The organism is Curtobacterium sp. Leaf261 (genome assembly GCF_001422205.1).
Classification (GTDB): Bacteria; Actinomycetota; Actinomycetes; order Actinomycetales; family Microbacteriaceae; genus Curtobacterium.
The window spans coordinates 121,282-137,247 of sequence record NZ_LMMJ01000010.1 but is presented as its reverse complement, the minus strand read 5'-3'; the positions used below and the strand labels follow the sequence as shown (position 1 = coordinate 137,247).

At 71.7% G+C, this 15,966-nt stretch carries 17 protein-coding genes; 3 read left to right on the top strand and 14 right to left on the bottom strand.

The window, feature by feature from the left end; translation table 11 throughout:
* Window positions 1-7: 7 nt before the first annotated feature.
* The 12 genes from ASF23_RS13915 to ASF23_RS13860 form a co-directional block, all read right to left on the bottom strand.
* The gene (locus ASF23_RS13915) at window positions 8-322 is read right to left on the bottom strand and encodes a hypothetical protein (protein WP_055954843.1); all 315 of its coding nucleotides are present in this window, start codon (window positions 320-322) and stop codon (window positions 8-10) included.
* The gene (locus ASF23_RS13910) at window positions 319-510 is read right to left on the bottom strand and encodes a DUF2273 domain-containing protein (RefSeq protein WP_055954840.1); all 192 of its coding nucleotides are present in this window, start codon (window positions 508-510) and stop codon (window positions 319-321) included. The genes ASF23_RS13915 and ASF23_RS13910 overlap by 4 nt, the downstream gene beginning before the upstream one ends.
* On the bottom strand, window positions 507-962 hold the full coding sequence (locus ASF23_RS13905) for an Asp23/Gls24 family envelope stress response protein (RefSeq protein WP_055954837.1): 456 nt from the start codon (window positions 960-962) through the stop codon (window positions 507-509). Before ASF23_RS13905 ends, ASF23_RS13910 begins: the two co-directional genes overlap by 4 nt.
* A 299-nt stretch (window positions 963-1,261) precedes the next feature.
* Window positions 1,262-2,218: a helix-turn-helix domain-containing protein gene (locus tag ASF23_RS13900; protein WP_055954834.1), complete on the bottom strand. Its 957-nt coding sequence runs from the start codon at window positions 2,216-2,218 to the stop codon at window positions 1,262-1,264.
* A 179-nt stretch (window positions 2,219-2,397) separates the two neighbouring features.
* Window positions 2,398-2,754, bottom strand: coding sequence for a YciI family protein (locus ASF23_RS13895; protein ID WP_055954831.1), 357 nt, complete (start codon window positions 2,752-2,754; stop codon window positions 2,398-2,400).
* Window positions 2,755-2,874: 120 nt separating this feature from the next.
* Window positions 2,875-3,588: a hypothetical protein gene (locus tag ASF23_RS13890; protein WP_055954828.1), complete on the bottom strand. Its 714-nt coding sequence runs from the start codon at window positions 3,586-3,588 to the stop codon at window positions 2,875-2,877.
* Window positions 3,589-3,670: 82 nt separating this feature from the next.
* Window positions 3,671-5,119: an MFS transporter gene (locus ASF23_RS13885; RefSeq protein WP_055954825.1), complete on the bottom strand. Its 1,449-nt coding sequence runs from the start codon at window positions 5,117-5,119 to the stop codon at window positions 3,671-3,673.
* Window positions 5,120-5,237: 118 nt separating this feature from the next.
* Window positions 5,238-5,492, bottom strand: a complete 255-nt coding sequence (locus tag ASF23_RS13880) for a hypothetical protein (RefSeq protein WP_055954822.1) — start codon at window positions 5,490-5,492, stop codon at window positions 5,238-5,240.
* The gene (locus tag ASF23_RS13875; RefSeq protein WP_055954819.1) at window positions 5,489-6,130 is read right to left on the bottom strand and encodes an HdeD family acid-resistance protein; all 642 of its coding nucleotides are present in this window, start codon (window positions 6,128-6,130) and stop codon (window positions 5,489-5,491) included. The genes ASF23_RS13880 and ASF23_RS13875 overlap by 4 nt, the downstream gene beginning before the upstream one ends.
* A 94-nt stretch (window positions 6,131-6,224) precedes the next feature.
* The gene (locus ASF23_RS13870) at window positions 6,225-6,581 is read right to left on the bottom strand and encodes a hypothetical protein (RefSeq protein WP_156364532.1); all 357 of its coding nucleotides are present in this window, start codon (window positions 6,579-6,581) and stop codon (window positions 6,225-6,227) included.
* Window positions 6,582-6,805: 224 nt separating this feature from the next.
* Window positions 6,806-8,776: a lectin-like domain-containing protein gene (locus ASF23_RS13865; RefSeq protein ID WP_156364531.1), complete on the bottom strand. Its 1,971-nt coding sequence runs from the start codon at window positions 8,774-8,776 to the stop codon at window positions 6,806-6,808.
* 133 nt (window positions 8,777-8,909) lie between these two features.
* Entirely contained in the window at window positions 8,910-10,550 is a 1,641-nt protein-coding gene (locus ASF23_RS13860) for a glycoside hydrolase family 13 protein (RefSeq protein WP_055954810.1), read from the bottom strand.
* 293 nt (window positions 10,551-10,843) lie between these two features.
* Between ASF23_RS13860 and ASF23_RS13855 the strand changes: the two genes are divergently transcribed.
* Both ASF23_RS13855 and ASF23_RS13850 read left to right on the top strand, forming a co-directional pair.
* Window positions 10,844-11,362 carry a Dps family protein gene (locus tag ASF23_RS13855; RefSeq protein ID WP_055954807.1) on the top strand — a complete coding sequence of 173 codons (519 nt, stop codon included), beginning with the start codon at window positions 10,844-10,846 and terminating at the stop codon, window positions 11,360-11,362.
* Window positions 11,363-11,364: 2 nt separating this feature from the next.
* Window positions 11,365-12,576 (top strand): NAD(P)/FAD-dependent oxidoreductase, encoded by a 1,212-nt coding sequence (locus ASF23_RS13850; protein ID WP_055954804.1) that lies wholly within the window; start codon window positions 11,365-11,367, stop codon window positions 12,574-12,576.
* Between the two features lie 97 nt (window positions 12,577-12,673).
* Here the strand turns inward: ASF23_RS13850 and ASF23_RS13845 are convergent, their stop codons facing one another.
* Complete coding sequence (locus ASF23_RS13845; RefSeq protein ID WP_055954801.1) at window positions 12,674-13,876, bottom strand: alpha/beta fold hydrolase; 1,203 nt, start codon at window positions 13,874-13,876, stop codon at window positions 12,674-12,676.
* A gap of 76 nt (window positions 13,877-13,952) precedes the next feature.
* The gene (locus ASF23_RS13840; protein WP_055954798.1) at window positions 13,953-14,822 is read right to left on the bottom strand and encodes an SMP-30/gluconolactonase/LRE family protein; all 870 of its coding nucleotides are present in this window, start codon (window positions 14,820-14,822) and stop codon (window positions 13,953-13,955) included.
* Window positions 14,823-15,014: 192 nt separating this feature from the next.
* Here ASF23_RS13840 and ASF23_RS13835 point away from each other — a divergent pair, with 192 nt between their 5' ends.
* Window positions 15,015-15,860 (top strand): pentapeptide repeat-containing protein, encoded by an 846-nt coding sequence (locus tag ASF23_RS13835; protein WP_055954795.1) that lies wholly within the window; start codon window positions 15,015-15,017, stop codon window positions 15,858-15,860.
* Window positions 15,861-15,966: the final 106 nt, after the last annotated feature.

Sequence of the window (15,966 nt, the reverse complement as noted above, 5' to 3'; positions counted from 1 at the left end):
GCCTCCTTCAGCGAGTGCGGTTGGTCGAGGTCCGGACGATGCCGGTGAGCTCGATCCTGGCGGCCCCGACACGACGTCCGATGAGCGACGAGAGCCGCTCACGGATGGCGACGGCGCCGTCCCTGGCCCCGTCGACGATCCCGGAGGAGTCGCCGATCGGGCTTGCGATGTCGAGGGCGATCCCGCCCTCGTGGTCGTCGAGCGAGACCCGGACACGACCCGCGGGAACGCCGAGCCGCTCGGCCGTGACGGCCCGGGCGCACGACGTCAGCGCGCGCGTGCTGATCTCGACGTGTCCCGGGATGGCCGGGCCCCCGGTCACCGGGAGCTCCGGCGACCGGTCAGGACGTCCCGGAGGGCAGCGAAGTCGATGCGGCCCGTGGCGAGCGCTGCCACGAGGGCACCGATCGCACCGAACACGATGACGAGCACGAAGCCCCAGAAACCGAACTGGAGGGCGACGACGGCGAGGATGGCGCCGATCAGGGCGCCGATGAGGGGGGTGCTCATGCGACTCGCGACTCCTTCTTGTCGTCGTCGTTGTCGTCGTCACCCGGGATGTGGACGTCCTGGATGGTGACGTTGATCTCGGCGATCTCCATGCCGATGATGTGCTGGATCGCGTTGCCGACCGACTTGCGCACGCCCTCGGCGACGTCCTGGAGCGACACGGGGTACTCGGCGACGATCGTGACGTCGGCGGCGACCTGGCGCTCGCCGACCTCGACCTTGACGCCCTGGCCGTGGTCCTCGTTGCCGATCGCGGAACGGATCGCACCGATCGCGCGGGCTGCACCGCCACCGAGTGCGTAGACGCCGCTGACCTCGCGCGCCGCGATGCCGGCGACCTTGGCGACGACGGTGTCGTCGATGACGGTCTTGCCGGAGCCGGACTGGCTGGTCGATGCGGCGGAGCCGGGCACGACGCTCTTCGGGGTGGTGGGGGTGGTGTTCTCAGCCATGATCTCTCCTTGGTTCGAGGTGTGTCTGCAGTGACCCGACTGCGTCTCCGAGCGGGTTCACGGAGAAGACGGGCATGGACCGAGAATCGTCACACGGCCCTCACCGTTCCCAGGCAACTTCGAGGATGAGGACACATCGGGGTACAACTGCGGCAGCGTCGGACCGGTTCCTGCGCGATGCGGCCGCGACTACCCCCGTGCGAGGGGTACGTCGATGGGCACGTCCGCGGCACGTCTTCGACACCTCGTGGGGCACGTCGGGGGCACGTCCGGGACGCATCGGCGCACGTCGGCAGGCGTCACTGAGAACGACGGAGTGTCTCCATCGGCAGCTCGCCGAACCGTTCGCGGTACGACCCGGAGAACCGGCCGAGATTCCCGAACTGCCAGCGTCGGGCGATCGTCGTGACGCGCATGGTCCCCGGTGTCCCGTCCAGGAGCTCACGACGGACACGCTCGAACCGGACGTCGGCGAGGTGGTTCATCGGCGTCGTCTCGAGCGTCCGCCGGAACAGCAACTGCAGCCCGCGGACGCTGAGCCCGGCGGCGTCCGCGATGTCGGCGAGCACCACCCGGTCGCCGGCGTGGTGCTGCACGAAGGCGAGCGCCGCACTCAACCGGTCGGCGGCTCCGGAACGCCCGCCGGGACCGGTCACCACGTCGCCTCCGCCTCCGGCGGCCACCGCCCGGATCGGGAACGTGTCGAGCACGACGGTGGCGACGCGACGGTTCAGCACGGCACGCTCCTCCGCCGATGTCGCCGGGTCGACCAGCTGCGGCCCGATCGTCCGGATCAGCGTCCGGAGGGGCGCGAGCGCGACGACCTGGTCGTCCTGCTGCTCGAACAGGATCGGCCCGCTCGGAACGCGCATCCCGAGGTCCTTCGCGACCGCCCGGATGAACTCGTCGTTGACGTGCACGCCGTTGTACCGCGTCTCGTGGGAGTCGAACCGGCGGGCGACACCGGCGGAGACGATGGTCGGGACACCGGGCAGCACGGTGCGGACGTGGTCCTCGAAGTGCAGGTCGACCCGACCCTCGCTGAGCCAGAACACCACGTGGTCGGCCAGCGGTCCGATGACCCCGCCACGACGACCACCGCCCGAGCGCATCGTGCGCAGGGAGACGTCGTCGTCGCCGGCGATCGTGTACTCGAACGTGGTGGTCGATTCAGCGAAGGCCGACGCCGTCAGGTCGGTCCCGGCGTACTCCTCCTCGAAGATCGCCCGGTAGTCGACGCCGTCGTCGCTCGACATGCGTGTCCGACGAAATCCGTTCCGTGCTCCTTGCTCCACGCGGAGATCATGGCAGATCGAGGACGATGTCAGGGCCTGTCGACGCTTCTGGCGCCGTCGGACCACCCCGTCGGACCATGCCGTCGGACGGATTCGTCCGACCACGCCGTCGCACGAATGTGTCGGACCTTGCCGTCGGATCAGAGGAGCGACCGTACCTCGAGCTTCCGGTTGCACGCGGCGGACGCGTCCTCGACGAGGGCGGACACGGTGTCGACGTCGACTGCGTCCAGGATCCAGAAGCCGGCGACGTGCTCGGGGGTCCGGACGAACGGCCCTGCCGTCCGCGTGACGGCGGAACCGTGCGCGGCACCTCGTGCGTCGACGACGAACGCCTCGTCCGGGTCTGACACCCCCGCTGCGAACACCCAGTGCCCTCCGGCCCGGAGTCGGTCGTTGAACGCGTCGATCGCAGCCGCCTCCGCGTCGGTCGCTGAGGCGGTCGTGGCTGCCGCTGCCGCCTGCCCGTCGTCGATGACGGACACCAAGAACTGCACGGGATCGCCCCTGTCTGCGCGCGGCCGCCGGATGGTCGCCGATTGCCGCGAGGATACCCCCGGACCGCACCCGCGCGGAAGGGACCGACGGCTGATCGGCCGCGGTCGTCCCTCGCCTGCTCAGCAGTCCTCGCGCGACGTCGGGTAGGCCGTGATGACCCGGTCCGTCGTCGCCGAGACGATGACCTTGACGAAGGGATCGCGCGGTGTGCCTCCATCGGCGAAGCGGATCGGTGCGGAGTAGCAGACCTTGCCGTCACCGGCGTCGGCAGGCAGTCCCGACCCGGGTTCGGTGAGTGCGATCCGCACCGCGGTCAGCATGAGGTCGTCCCAGTCGCGCTCGGTCCGGGTGCTCGCGAGTTCGTCGTCCCAGTCGCGCTCGTGCCGCATCTCGATGTGCTGGTACCCCTGACCGCTGTCACCGCACTGCAGGGTCACCGCGCCGAGCGCCGCCGTGTCGTACCGCGCCACCGCGGACCGACGGTCAGATCCGCAGCGAGCAAGGGTCGTCGCTCCGGGCAGATCGGCGCCGCTCGGTGCGAACACGGCCGTACCCCGATGTCCTGCCGTGTCGGTGGCGTCGTCGGGGTCGTCGTCGGGGTTATCCGAAGCTGCATCGGAACCGGCTGTGGGTGGATCGGCCGTCGGCTGCCGAGACGGCTGTGCCGACGCCGCCGTCGACGACGATCCGCTCGCAGCGTCCATCGTCGTCGCGCTCGGCGTGTCGGAGCCGTCGAGTCCCCGGAGCGCGAGCGCACCACCCACCACCATCACGGCCGCGACGACCGCGACCGCCGCGGCCCGTGGTCCGCGGGGACGTCTGCGCTCGGCCATCGGTCTCCTGTTCCTCGGACCCAGTATGGCGCGGACGGCGTCCGGACTGGAGGCACGCACCGGCCCCGCCACGCACGTCCGGTCAGGCCGGGGTCGGCTCCTCGAGCAGCGGCGCGATCGCCTCGACCGAGCGCTTCGCCGCGGCCGAGTTCGACACAAACCCGATCGCCAGGATGCTCGCCGCGATCCCCACGACGATCCACCACATCGCATGGGTGGCGACCGCGAAGTCGGCCCCCACCGTGGCGACCGCACTCGCGCCGGTGACCGTCCCCGCGAGCGCCACGCCGAGCGACACCCCGGTCTGCCGGCTCGTCGAGGCGACCGCCGCCGCCGACCCGGACTGCGCCCGCGGCATGCCGGACACGGCGGTGTTCGTGATCGGGGCGTTCACCATCCCGAACCCGAACCCGAAGAGGACGAACGCCACCACGAGGACCCACATCGGGGTCGTGGCGGTGATCGTCGTGAGCACGAGTCCACCGGCTCCGATCCCGATCCCCGCGAGGACCAGGGGGATGCGCGTGCCGAAGGAACCGACGAGGCGACCGGAGATCGGGGACGTCACCATCGTCGCGACCGCGGCCGGGAGGGTCCAGAGACCGGCCTCGAACGGCGACATCCCCCGCACCTCCTGCAGGTACAGGGCGTTCAGGAACAGGAACGCCCCGTTCGCGCCGAATGCACCGATCGCTGCGACGACGGCCGCGGAGAAGGGGATGCTCCGGAAGAACCGGACGTCGATCAAGGGTTCTCGCCGCCGACCCTCGACGCGGACGAGCCCGTACAACGAGACGGCGGCGGCGATGAAGAGCCCGAGCGTCGCCGGAGCGGCCCAGCCGAGCCTCGGTCCCTCGATGAGTCCCCCGACGAGCGTGGCCAGGAGGACGATCACGAGCGCTTGGCCCACGGGGTCGAACCGCTTGGGCCGTGACGACCGTGACTCCGGCACGAAGCAGAACGTCAGGACGATCGCCGCGATGCCGATCGGGATGTTGATCCAGAAGATCGCCCGCCAGCCGACGCTGTCCGTCAGCGCGCCGCCGACGAGCGGTCCGAGTCCCATCGACACACCGACGACCGCGCCCCACACCCCGACCGCGCGAGCACGCTCTCGGGCGTCGTCGAACGTGGCCGTGATGATCGACATCGCGACGGGGTTCATCATCGATCCGCCGACCGCCTGCACCATGCGGAACACGACGAGCCACCCGACGCTCGGCGCGATCGAGCAGAGCAGTGACCCGAGGGTGAAGAGCGCGAGTCCGAGCTGGAACGTCCGGCGGCGGCCGATCCGGTCCGCCGTCGACCCGGAGAGCATGAGGAGGCTCGCGAGCACGAGGGTGTACGCGTCGATCGTCCACTGCAGCCCCGCGATGGTGCTGTGCAGCTCGCGCCCGATCGACGGCAGGGCCACGTTCACGACCGTGGCGTCGAGGGACACGATGAACAGGCTCAGACAACAGACCGCGAGGATCAGGTACCGGTGCCGGAACCGCGCCGGGAGATCAGGATCACCGGCCGAGTGCACCCCTGGGCGCCCGGACCGAGGACGCGTCGCACGGTGCCCGTGCGACCGCGCGTCGGGCGCGACGTCAGCGCGGGATGCATCGTGCTCGTCAGCAGCGCCGCCGGCGGCGCTGTCCGTGTCAGTGGAAGTCGTCGCCGTCACCCTGCTTGTTGCCGCCGAGCATGTCGTTGTCGTCCTGGTCGCTCGTCGAGGCGAGCTGCAGCATCGCGAGCACCACGACGACCACGATGAACGCGACGCAGAGGAAGATCCCCGCGAGTTCCACCTCGCGCGTCGCCATGAGCACGACGAGCCCGACGAACACGGCGACGATCGCGGAGATCGCGAGCAGTTCGACGGGACGGAGGCGATCGCGGCGGCTGGGGGTGGTCATGCGTGTGGTGCTCCGTCCGGGGAGACCGGCGTGGGCGCGGTCGTTCCCCACTTGTGCGAGAGACCGGCGATCAGGTGGAAGACCGCCGTGAGTGCGAGGTAGGCCCCGAGGAGCCCGACGAGGATGATCGACGAGTCGAGCGTGCCCGTGACGTGTTCGACGCCGCCGAGGTCCTTCGAGTAGTTCGGCGGTGTGACGAGGAACGCGATCGCCAGCACGACCGTCAGGCCACCGACCGTGATCCAGTCTCGGGCGAACGGCGACGATCGACGTGCGCGGACGCCCTGGACGAGCTCGATGACACCGGTGATCACCGCGAACACGGTGACGATGGCGAGGAACGCGGGGAGTCCGACGTCCGCGAGACCGAAGGCCAGCACACCGGCGACGATCGTCACGACGGCCTGCAGCACCGCCAGCCGACGGGAAGACGGGTCGTCGAGCCGACGGAGACTGCCGAGCCCGAGGACGAGGCCCTCGACCACGGCGAAGACACCGAAGAGGACGAGTCCGTAGGTCGTGGAGTGGTTCGACGAGAACGTGATCACCATCGCGATGACCGCGGCGGGGACGGCCCGGAGGATCGGGACCGGCCAGTACCGGGCACGCGGCGCGACGTCGTCCACGGTGTCGGACACGGAACCCCTTCCGAACAGGTGCGATCGAACGGTCAATGGTACCGCGGTGGCACGAGCCGGACGCCCGCCGGGGCAGCGGTCCGCCTGAGGATGCTCACCGTTCGCCGGTGGCACTCCGGCGGTGTCGCGCCATGGTCGCGGCGCGCGATGCGTGGATCGCAGCGGCGAGGGTGAGGCGTGCATCCGTATCCACGTCGACGTTCCCGAGCTGTGCCCAGGCGTGCCGCGCCTGGCTGTCGACCTCGCCGATGGAGCGAGCCGCCCGACCGGTGCTGCGCGTCAGGACCTCGTCCCCCGCACGGCGGGTCCGGGCGGATTCGGCGGCACGTGCGCGGGCGAGTCGATCGTCGCGGGACTGCTCGGGCACCGTCACCCCGCGGAGTTCTCCGCCGGCCACTCGTGCCCGCTCGGCGTGCCGGGCCGAGGCCGCGGCGAGTTCTTCGTCTCGCATGCTCCGACCGTACCCGCGGCCCCCGACACCTCGGGTCGGGCACCTCGGGTCGGGCACGCCGGGTCGGCCACCTCGGGCCGGACACCGCAGGCCCGACGCACGTGGTCCCGACACCCGCCCGGGTGCCCCGGACCCCGACCCCGAAGGCCGCCGCGGCCGACCGGTCCCGGTCATCGGACCCGGCCCGGTCGGCCACCCGTTCACGCGGTCGGTCGGTCGGCCGGTCAGCGCACCGTGTCGGCCTCGGTCACCGCGGCGGTCCGTCGACGCCGGCGCACGATGGTGAGCAGCACACCCGAGGCCGTGACCACGACCGCCAGCGCGACGAGCATGCTCGTGCCCGCCGCGCCGGTGAAGGCGAGGGAGCCCGTTGCACGTGTCGGTCGATCGGCGCCTGCCGGCCCGACCGCACCCCCGCTCCCCGAGGCGGGTGCGGTCTGGCCCGGACGCGGTGTCGGTGATGACGTCGGTGTGGGCGACGGCGACGGCCCGGCCGGATCGACGACCACCAGCGAGACCGGGTCGGACGGGTCGCCGCCGTCCGGATCGTCCGGTGACGTGGCCACGGCGATGTTCACGACGTCGGAGCCGTCACCGGTGTAGTCGGACGACAGGGTCGCGCGGAACCGGAACGCGTGCTCGCCGTCCGGTGCGAGCGCCACGTCGGAGCGGCACGTCACGAGCTGCCCCACGGCCGTGCAGTCGTCGACGGAGTCGAGGAACGTGAGCTGCCCGGGCAACGCATCCGTCGCGCCGACGTGCGTCGCGGTCGAGGGACCGTGGTTGACGGCCGTGACCACGTACCCGACGCTGTCCCCCGGTGCGACGGTGGACTCCCCGTCCGCGGTCTCGACGGCCTTCCATGTGCCGAGCGCCGTGCCCGCCGTGATCGTCGCGCGGACCGTCGAGGTGTTGTCCGCCTCGTCGGTGTCCGCCCTCGTCGCGGGTGGCGCCACGGTCCCGGTGCTCGCGATCTGGCCCGTCGCGTCCGCCCGGAGGTCCCCCTGGATCGTGTAGGTCGTCGTGGCCCCCGGGTCGAGGTCCGCCGTCGTCTCGATCTCGTTCCCGGTGCCGTCCGCGGCTCCGCACGCTGCACCGGTCGACGCGGAGCAGGTCCAGGAGACGTCCTCGAGCTCCGGCGGGACGACGATCCGGACCGCGCTGCCGTCGCTGTCGTTCCGTCCCTTGTTCGTCGCGGTCGCCGTGTACGTGACCCGGGTGCCCGCGACGACCTGCTCCTGCAGGTCCTGCGTGATCGCGAGGTTCGTCGGGATCGACACCGTCAGGTCGTCGATCTCGTGGAAGTTGGTCGACGACCCGGTCGACGCGGCGAACCCGAGCCGGAGCGTGGGCGGGAGTGCGGCCTGGCCGGGCCCGTCGAGCTCGACGTCGTCGAGGACCGTCCGCATCCGCGTCCCCGGACCCTCGTCCGACCGGACCGTCATGCCGAGCGTGCCGTCGGCGCCGGGCTCGAGCGTCACCCTGATGGTGCGCTCACCGGCCCGCGAACCCGTGTCGAGGTGCCCGCCGGGAGCCGACGCGCGCTGCAGGAACCGGTACCCGAGCAGCCCGTCGCCCGAGCCCCGGACCACGATCTGCTCCGGGATGCGCTTGCGGCCGTCTCCGGAGCCGTTGATCTCACGGGCGAAGTTGCCGAACTCGTCGAACCCCAGGCCGACGAACGCCCCGGGCATGCCCGGCACGTCGCACGTGCCGTACGCCCCGGTGTCGTCGTAGCAGTTGTACCCGAGCGAGGCTCCTGGCCGCCCGACGCCGGGAGCCACGGAACCGTCGGACAGGGATATCAGGAAGCCGTCCGCGCCGGAACCGCCGTGGGTCGCCGCGTGGAACTCGATCTCGAGCCCGAGGTCCGACGGGAAGACGTCGTCGGTCAGCCAGGATCCGGCCTGGCTCTGGTCGGCCGACGTCAGGCGGAGCCATCCCCCGTCCGTGACGGCATCGCCGGACAACGTGCCGCCGGCCGGGGTGTCGAAGTCGGTGTGGAACGGGAACGCGAGCTCCCCCGCCCCTGCCCCGGTCGCGGGTCCGACGCCGATCGCGGCGGCCACCGCGACGGCGACCCCGACGACGGCGACCCCGCGGCGGGCGTGGCGCCCGGCCCGAGGTCCGGCGCCCGGCGGCGCATCGGGACGGGCTGGATCGGTCGTGTGGATTCGGTTCGATGTGGTGTGCATGCGGACCATGGTCGGGATTCCCGGCCAGCCACGAGGACGCCGTCAGCCGACCTGTGGAGCGGTGATGCGTCCCTCCAGTCTGTGCAGGACGAGGCGCCGGACCACCGTCAGCCGACGAGCCGCCGGACCACCGTCAGTCGACGAGCCAGACCGTCGTCTCCCCCGGCAGGACGCCGGACTCGACCCGCCCGGACGCCACGGCCACCGTGCCCACGGGCATCGGCACCGGGCCCGTGCCGAAGTTCGTCACCGACCGCCAGCCGTCGTGCCGAGCGAACGCCACGACGCCCTCGGGCGCATCGAGCCACGTCAGCGTCTCGCCGGACTGCGTCGACCGCCGGAACGCGAGCGCCGCACGGTACATCGCGAGCGTCGAGTCCGCATCGAGGGACTCCACCTCGACGCTCGACGCCCCGAAGTCCGCCGGTTGCGGCAGGTGCGGTGCGACGGAACCGAACCCGAAGGACGGCCCAGAACGCGTCCACGGGATCGGCACCCGGCAGCCGTCCCTGCCCTTCGTGGTGTGCCCGCTCCGGATCCACTGCGGGTCCTGGAGGTCCTCTTCCGGGATCGCTGCGGCCTCGAACAGGCCGAGCTCCTCGCCCTGGTAGACGTACGACGACCCGGGCAGCGCGAGCACCAGGAGCGACGCGGCACGCGCCCGACGGAGCCCCCGGGCGGCGTCGAGCGCCGGCTCCTGCCCGTCCGAGAGCAGCCACGCGACGGTGTCCGTCCCGCTCGGCAGCCCGTAGCGCGACGCGTGCCGGACCACGTCGTGGTTCGAGAGGACCCAGGTGCTCGAAGCCCCTGAGTGCTCCGCCTGCGCCAGGTTCCGCTCGATGGTCTCCCGGAAGTGCGGCGCGTCGAACGGGGCCTCGAGCAGGTCGAAGTTGAACGCCTGGCCGAGTTCGTCCGGCCGCGCGTAGAGCACCCGCCGTGGCGCGGGGACCCACGCCTCGGCGACGGCAGTCCGCGGCGGGTCGTACTCGTCGAACACGCGTCGCCAGGACGCGAAGATCTCGTGCACCTCGTCACGGTCGTAGAGCGGGTCCGAACCGTCGAGCGGCAGGTCGTGCTGGTTCGAGGTCCGGTACGGCACCGTGAGGTCCTTCGCGAGCCCGTGCGCGACGTCCACGCGGAAGCCGTCGACACCGCGGTCGGACCAGAAGCGGAGCGTCCGCTCGAAGTCGGCCCTGACCTCCGGGTTCTCCCAGTTCAGGTCGGGCTGCTCCGGCGCGAAGAGGTGCAGGTACCACTGTCCGTCGGGCAGGCGGCTCCACGCGCTGCCGCCGAAGTTCGAGACCCAGTCGGACGGCGGCTCCGACCCGTCCGGACCGGCGCCGTCGCGGATGACGTAGCGGTCGCGCGCCGGATCCCCGATCGGCGCGGCGACGGCCTCCTGGAACCAGGCGTGCAGGTCGGAGGTGTGGTTCGGCACGATGTCGACGACGATCCGGATGCCGGCGGCGTGCGCGGCGGCCACGAGCGCGTCGAAGTCCTCGAGTGATCCGAGCTTCGGGTCGACGTCCCGGGGATCGGCGACGTCGTAGCCGCCGTCGGCGAGGGCGGACGGGTAGAACGGGCTCAGCCAGATCGCGTCGACACCGAGTTCCCGCAGGTAGCCGATGCGGCTCGTCACCCCCGCGATGTCCCCGAGTCCGTCGCCGTCCGTGTCGGCGAAGCTCCGCGGGTAGACCTGGTAGACGACGGCTTGACGCCACCAGTCCGGGTCGGTCGAGATCGGCTGGGTCACGGGGCTGGCGTTCGAGGACACAGGCCAACGCTACGCGAGGCTCGCGCCGGACGGGAGGGACGGGGCGGGCCGGCACCGCGCCTCCAGTCCGTCAGGTGCGGACGGGAGGGACGGGGCGGGCCGCCACCGCGCCTCCGGTCCGCCAGACGGGAACCGGGAAGCGGGAACCGGGAAGCGGGAACCGGGGGACGTCACCCCGGGCATGCGCTGAACGCGCGCCACCACGCCCCGAGTAGACCGGGATGTGCCGTCCAGGGGCCCGCATCGACGTGCGGTCCGATGACCGGACGGCCAATCGAACGAAAGGGTCCATCATGCACGCATCGGACAAGCTCGCCGGCAACCTCCAGCGGGTCCTCGTCGACCTCATCGACCTCCACGTCCAGGGCAAGCAGGCGCACTGGAACATCCTCGGACACAACTTCCGCGACCTGCACCTGCAGCTCGACGAGATCGTCGACGAGGCCCGCGAGTTCTCCGACACCATCGCGGAGCGCATGCGCGCGCTGTACGCGACGCCCGACGGCCGCTCGAAGACGGTCGGCGCGACGTCGAGCCTCGACGAGTTCCCCGAGGGCGAGGTCTCCACGCACGACGCCGTCGACATGGTCACGCTCCGCCTGTACCAGGTGGCCGGCACGATCCGGACCGTGCACGACGAGGTCGACGACGAGGACCCGGCGACCGCCGACATCCTCCACGCGATCATCGACCGCCTCGAGCAGCTCGCCTGGATGGTCAGTGCCGAGAACCGCACCCCGAAGCAGAAGCTGTCGGCGGCGACGACCTCCTCGAACGCCGAGAGCTTCGCCGAGGCCACCGCGGGCAAGTGAGCATGACCGACTACAAGTACCTCGTCCTCGGCGGCGGGATGGTCGCTGACGCGGCCGCTCGCGGGATCCGGGAGCTGGACGAGCACGGCACGATCGGCATCCTCAGCGAGGACCTCGACGCCCCGTACGCCCGCCCGGCACTGTCCAAGAAGCTCTGGACCGACCCGGACTTCAGCTGGGACGAGAAGGTCGACCTGCACACCGCGGACGCGACCGGGGCGACGGTCCACCTGACGACCGTCGTGACCGGGATCGACCGCGACGCCAAGTCGGTCAGCACCCGCCCGGCCGGCGACGACGGGGAGCCCGAGCAGTTCGGCTACGAGCGTCTCCTGATCGCCACCGGCGGACATCCGAAGGGCCTCGGCCTGCCGGAGTCCGAGCGGGTCATCGACTACCGGAGCGCCGAGGACTACCGGCGCACCCGGGCGCTCGCGGACCGGCACGCACACATCGCGGTCGTCGGCGGCGGGTACATCGGGACCGAGATCGCGTCCGGACTCGTGCAGAACGGTGCCGCCGTGACGCTGGTCGACCCGGACGAGGTCGTCGGTGCGGGCATGTTCCCGTCAGACCTCGCTGCGGCGTTCCAGCAGCGGTTCGTCGACGCCGGGGTGACGCTCCGGACCGGTCGTCGGGTGACCGGTGGCTCGGAGACCGAAGACGGCGTGCACCTGACGCTCGACGACGGTTCGTCGCTCGACGTCGACGCCGTGGTCTCCGGACTCGGGATCGAGCCGAACACCGACCTCGCCGAAGCCGCAGGACTGTCCGTCGACGACGGCGTCATCGTCTCGGCGACGCTCGTCACGGACGACAACGCGATCCTCGCCGCGGGGGACGTGGCCTCCTACCCGGACCGGATCCTCGGACGGCGCCGCGTGGAGCACGTCGACAATGCCAAGGAGCAGGGTCGTCAGGCGGGCCGGAACCTCGCCGGCGCCGGTGAGGTCTACGAGCACACGCCGATGTTCTACTCGGACGTGTTCGACATGGGCTACGAGGCCGTCGGCCAGGTCACGTCCTCGCTCCGCACCGTCGAGGACTGGATGGAGCCGCAGACGACGGGTGTCGTCTACTACCTCGACGACGACGACACCGTCCGGGGCGTGCTGCTCTGGAACGTCTGGGACAAGACCGACGAGGCCCGGAAGGTGCTCGCCGAGGCGACGGCACTCTCGCCGGACATGCTCATCGGTCGCATCACGCCGTAGCACCCCTCCGCAGGACACCACGTTGGCCGCTTCGCGCAGGGATATTTCTCTGTGCGATGCGGCCAACGTCGTGTTTTGCGGGGCGGGGGCGGCGGGATCAGCGGCGCTCGGGAGCCTCGAGTGCGTCCTCGGCAGGTCCGCCGTCGTCGGGAGTGGTGACGTCCGACGAGTCCGCGGCGTCGTCCGCGAGGTCCTCGATCGCGGTGTCCGGGGCCTGGGTGTCCGCGACGGCTGCGGCATGGGCGGACTTGCCCTCGGCGAGGACGTCGTCGTCGCGCCGGGCCATGCCGAGGACCTCGAGGAAGCGGGACTTCACGACGAGCCCCGCGTCCCGCCATGTCAGCCGGTCGAGGTCCTTCGCGGTCGAGGTGTCCCGGACGCGCTGCAGGGAGACCACCCCACGGTCGGTGATCTCGCCGCGGGCATGCGCCACGGCGAGTGCGGCGACGGCGTCGGCCTGCGCGTGCATCACCGAGTGCGCCCCGTCGACGACCTCGCGGAGCACCGCGTACGGGAACGCCCTGGCGAGCTTCCGCAGCCAGTCGCGCGGCACGAGGGCGTCGTGCTCGCCCCGGATGATGAGGGTGCGCGCCTCGACGGCACCCCCGCGCTCCTCGATCGGGAACACGAGCATCTTCGGCAGGACCTTCCGGAACCAGTGCCACCCGCACAGGACGTACGCCGTGACGGCGTGGAAGCGCACCGCCGAGGGCTCGTGGACCGCCGACTTGACGAACCGGACCATCGACTCGCTGACCGTACGCGCGCTCGCGTCGATCACGGGACTGATGAGGACGAGCGTGGAGAGGTGCGGGCGACGTGCCGCGACCTCGGTCACGACCTGCGTGCCCATCGAGTGGCCGACGAGCACCGGGTCGTCGAGGCCGAGCGAGTCGATGACCGCCTCGACCGCGTCCGCGAAGCGCTCGATCGTGACCTTGCCCTTGAACGCCGGGACGCCCGCGAACCCGGGCAGGTCGAGGGCGTGCACGGGGCCGAACTCGTTGAGGTTCGGGGCGAGCCGCTCGTAGTAGGTGGAGGCGACGCCGAGGCCGGCGACGAGCACGAAGGCCCGGGTCCCCGGGGTCCCGATGGAGCTGACGCGCACGTACGTCTTGCCGACCCGGACCCGGTCGACCTCGACGGTGACGTCCGCGTCCGGTGCCGACTCGAGGGCGTCCGCGTGCCGCGGGCCCTGGTCCTCGTGCTGCTCCGCGGTGACGTCGTCGTCGAGTCGCTCGTCACCGGCGCGCGAGTCGCCGTCGCGCGAGTCGCCGTCGCAATGTTCGTCGTCGGGCACGATCTGACCTCCGGGAGTGGGCTCGGACGGGTGCCAACACTAGCGCGTCACCCCCGCCGGCCCTCGTCACCCCTCGTCACCCCCGGAAGGCGTGGGCCGGGAACCCGCGCACGGTCGTCGGCACCGCGAAGATCCCGCCGGAGGACGGCGACGCCTCGAGCTGCTCCTCGGTGAGGTTCTCCCGCGCGGTCGCGATGAAGAGCGTCGACATGTCCGGGCCGCCGAACCCGACCGAGGTGACGTTCGGCGCCGGGACCTCGATCGTCTCCAGGTGTTCGCCGTCCGGGGAGTACCGCTCCACCCGGCCGCCGCCGTAGATCGCTCCCCAGAAACACCCCTCGTCGTCACGGACGAGCCCGTCGTGCGCGTCCCCGACGATGAACGGCTCGAGGTCCCCGAGCACACCGTCGGGACCGTACGGCGCCCGGTAGATCGTCGACACCGAGGTGTCCGTCACGAACATCTCGTCGCCGGCGTCGGACCACTCGAAGCCGTTCGTGGTCCCGAAGCCACCGCGGAGGAGGGTGGCGGTGCCGTCCGGGTCGATCGACCACAGGGCCGCGTCCGGGTCACCGCCGAGGTTCATCCCACCGATCACGAACCGGCCGAACGGGTCGCACTTGCCCTCGTTGAACCGGCTCCCCACCGTGGCGTGGTCGACGTGGGCGAGCTCCCGCTCGACGACCCCGTCCCGGTCGGTCAGCACCACGACGTCCTGGAGCGCGGCGACGAACCCACCACCGACGCGCGGCTGGAAGGACGCCAGCGGTGGCGGCAGCTGTGCCGTCGCGCGGACGACACCGTCGCGGTCGGCCGTGACGAGCGTCCCGAGCGTGATGTCCGTCCACCGGAGCAGGTTCTCCGCCCGGTCCCAGACGAGGCTCTCGGCGAGCACGGCTCGGGCGTCGGAGAACAGGGTCACGGGACCGGTGGTCGCTGATGGCATGCGGCCTGTCTACGCGTCGGCGGCTCGGCCCGGCCCAGTTCCAGGACCGGCCGTCCGGTTCTGCGACCGGCCGCCAGGTTCTGCGACCGGCCGTCCGGTTGTGCCCCAGGGGGCGTCGACTGGCCGAGGGACTCCCTGGCACAGTTGACGCTCCCTGCTGGAGAACCGATCCGGCACCATAGGCTCGGTCCCATGAGCACTGCGTCCACCACGGCCGGGAGGCCCGACCTCCGTGCCGACTGCGGCTCCTGTTTCGCACTGTGTTGCGTCGCGCTCGGGTTCGCGCGGTCGGCGGACTTCGGGTTCGACAAGCCCGCCGGGGAGCCGTGCGTGAACGTGCAGGAGGACTACCGCTGCGGCATCCACGCCGAGCTGCGTCCCCGTGGCTTCCCGGGGTGCACCGTCTTCGACTGCCACGGCGCCGGACAGCGGGTCGCACAACGTTCCTTCGGAGGCCGCTCCTGGCGGGAGGACCCCGCGACGCGCGCGAGCATGTTCGCCGTGTTCCCGGTGATGCGGCAGCTGCACGAGCTGCTCGCCCATCTCGACGACGCGAGCCGGCTCGCGGAGGGTGATCCGGGCCTCCAGTCCGATGTGCAGGCGATGGCCGACGTCGTCGACCGGACCGGCGACCTGCCGCCGGAGGAACTGACGGCCGTCGACGTCGACGCGCTCCGCGACCGTGTGGCCGTGGTGCTCCGTCGGGTCGTGGCGCCCGTCGTGGCGCGTGGTTCGGCGGAGCGACCTCGCCCGCTCCCGAACCGTGTCGAGCCGGGTGGCGACCTCCTCGGAGCCCGTCTCGCCGGCGCCGACCTGCGGGGTGCAGACCTCCGGGGCGCTGTGCTCATCGCCGCCGACCTGTCCGGGGCGGACCTCGGCCACGCGGTGCTGCTCGGGGCGGACCTCCGCGACACCGACCTGTCCGGCGCTGACCTGTCCCGTGCGGCGTTCCTCACCCGGCCGCAGGTCGCCGCCGCGCGGGGCGATGCCCGGACGCGGCTGCCCGAGGGGTTCGAGCGCCCCGGCCACTGGAGCTGACCCGCCCGAGGCCCGGTCCGTGCTGACGACAACCGCGCGGACGCTGCCACGTCCCGGTGTCGTCTGCGCGAGCAGAACTGATCCGAGGTGTACGCCATACTGGCCG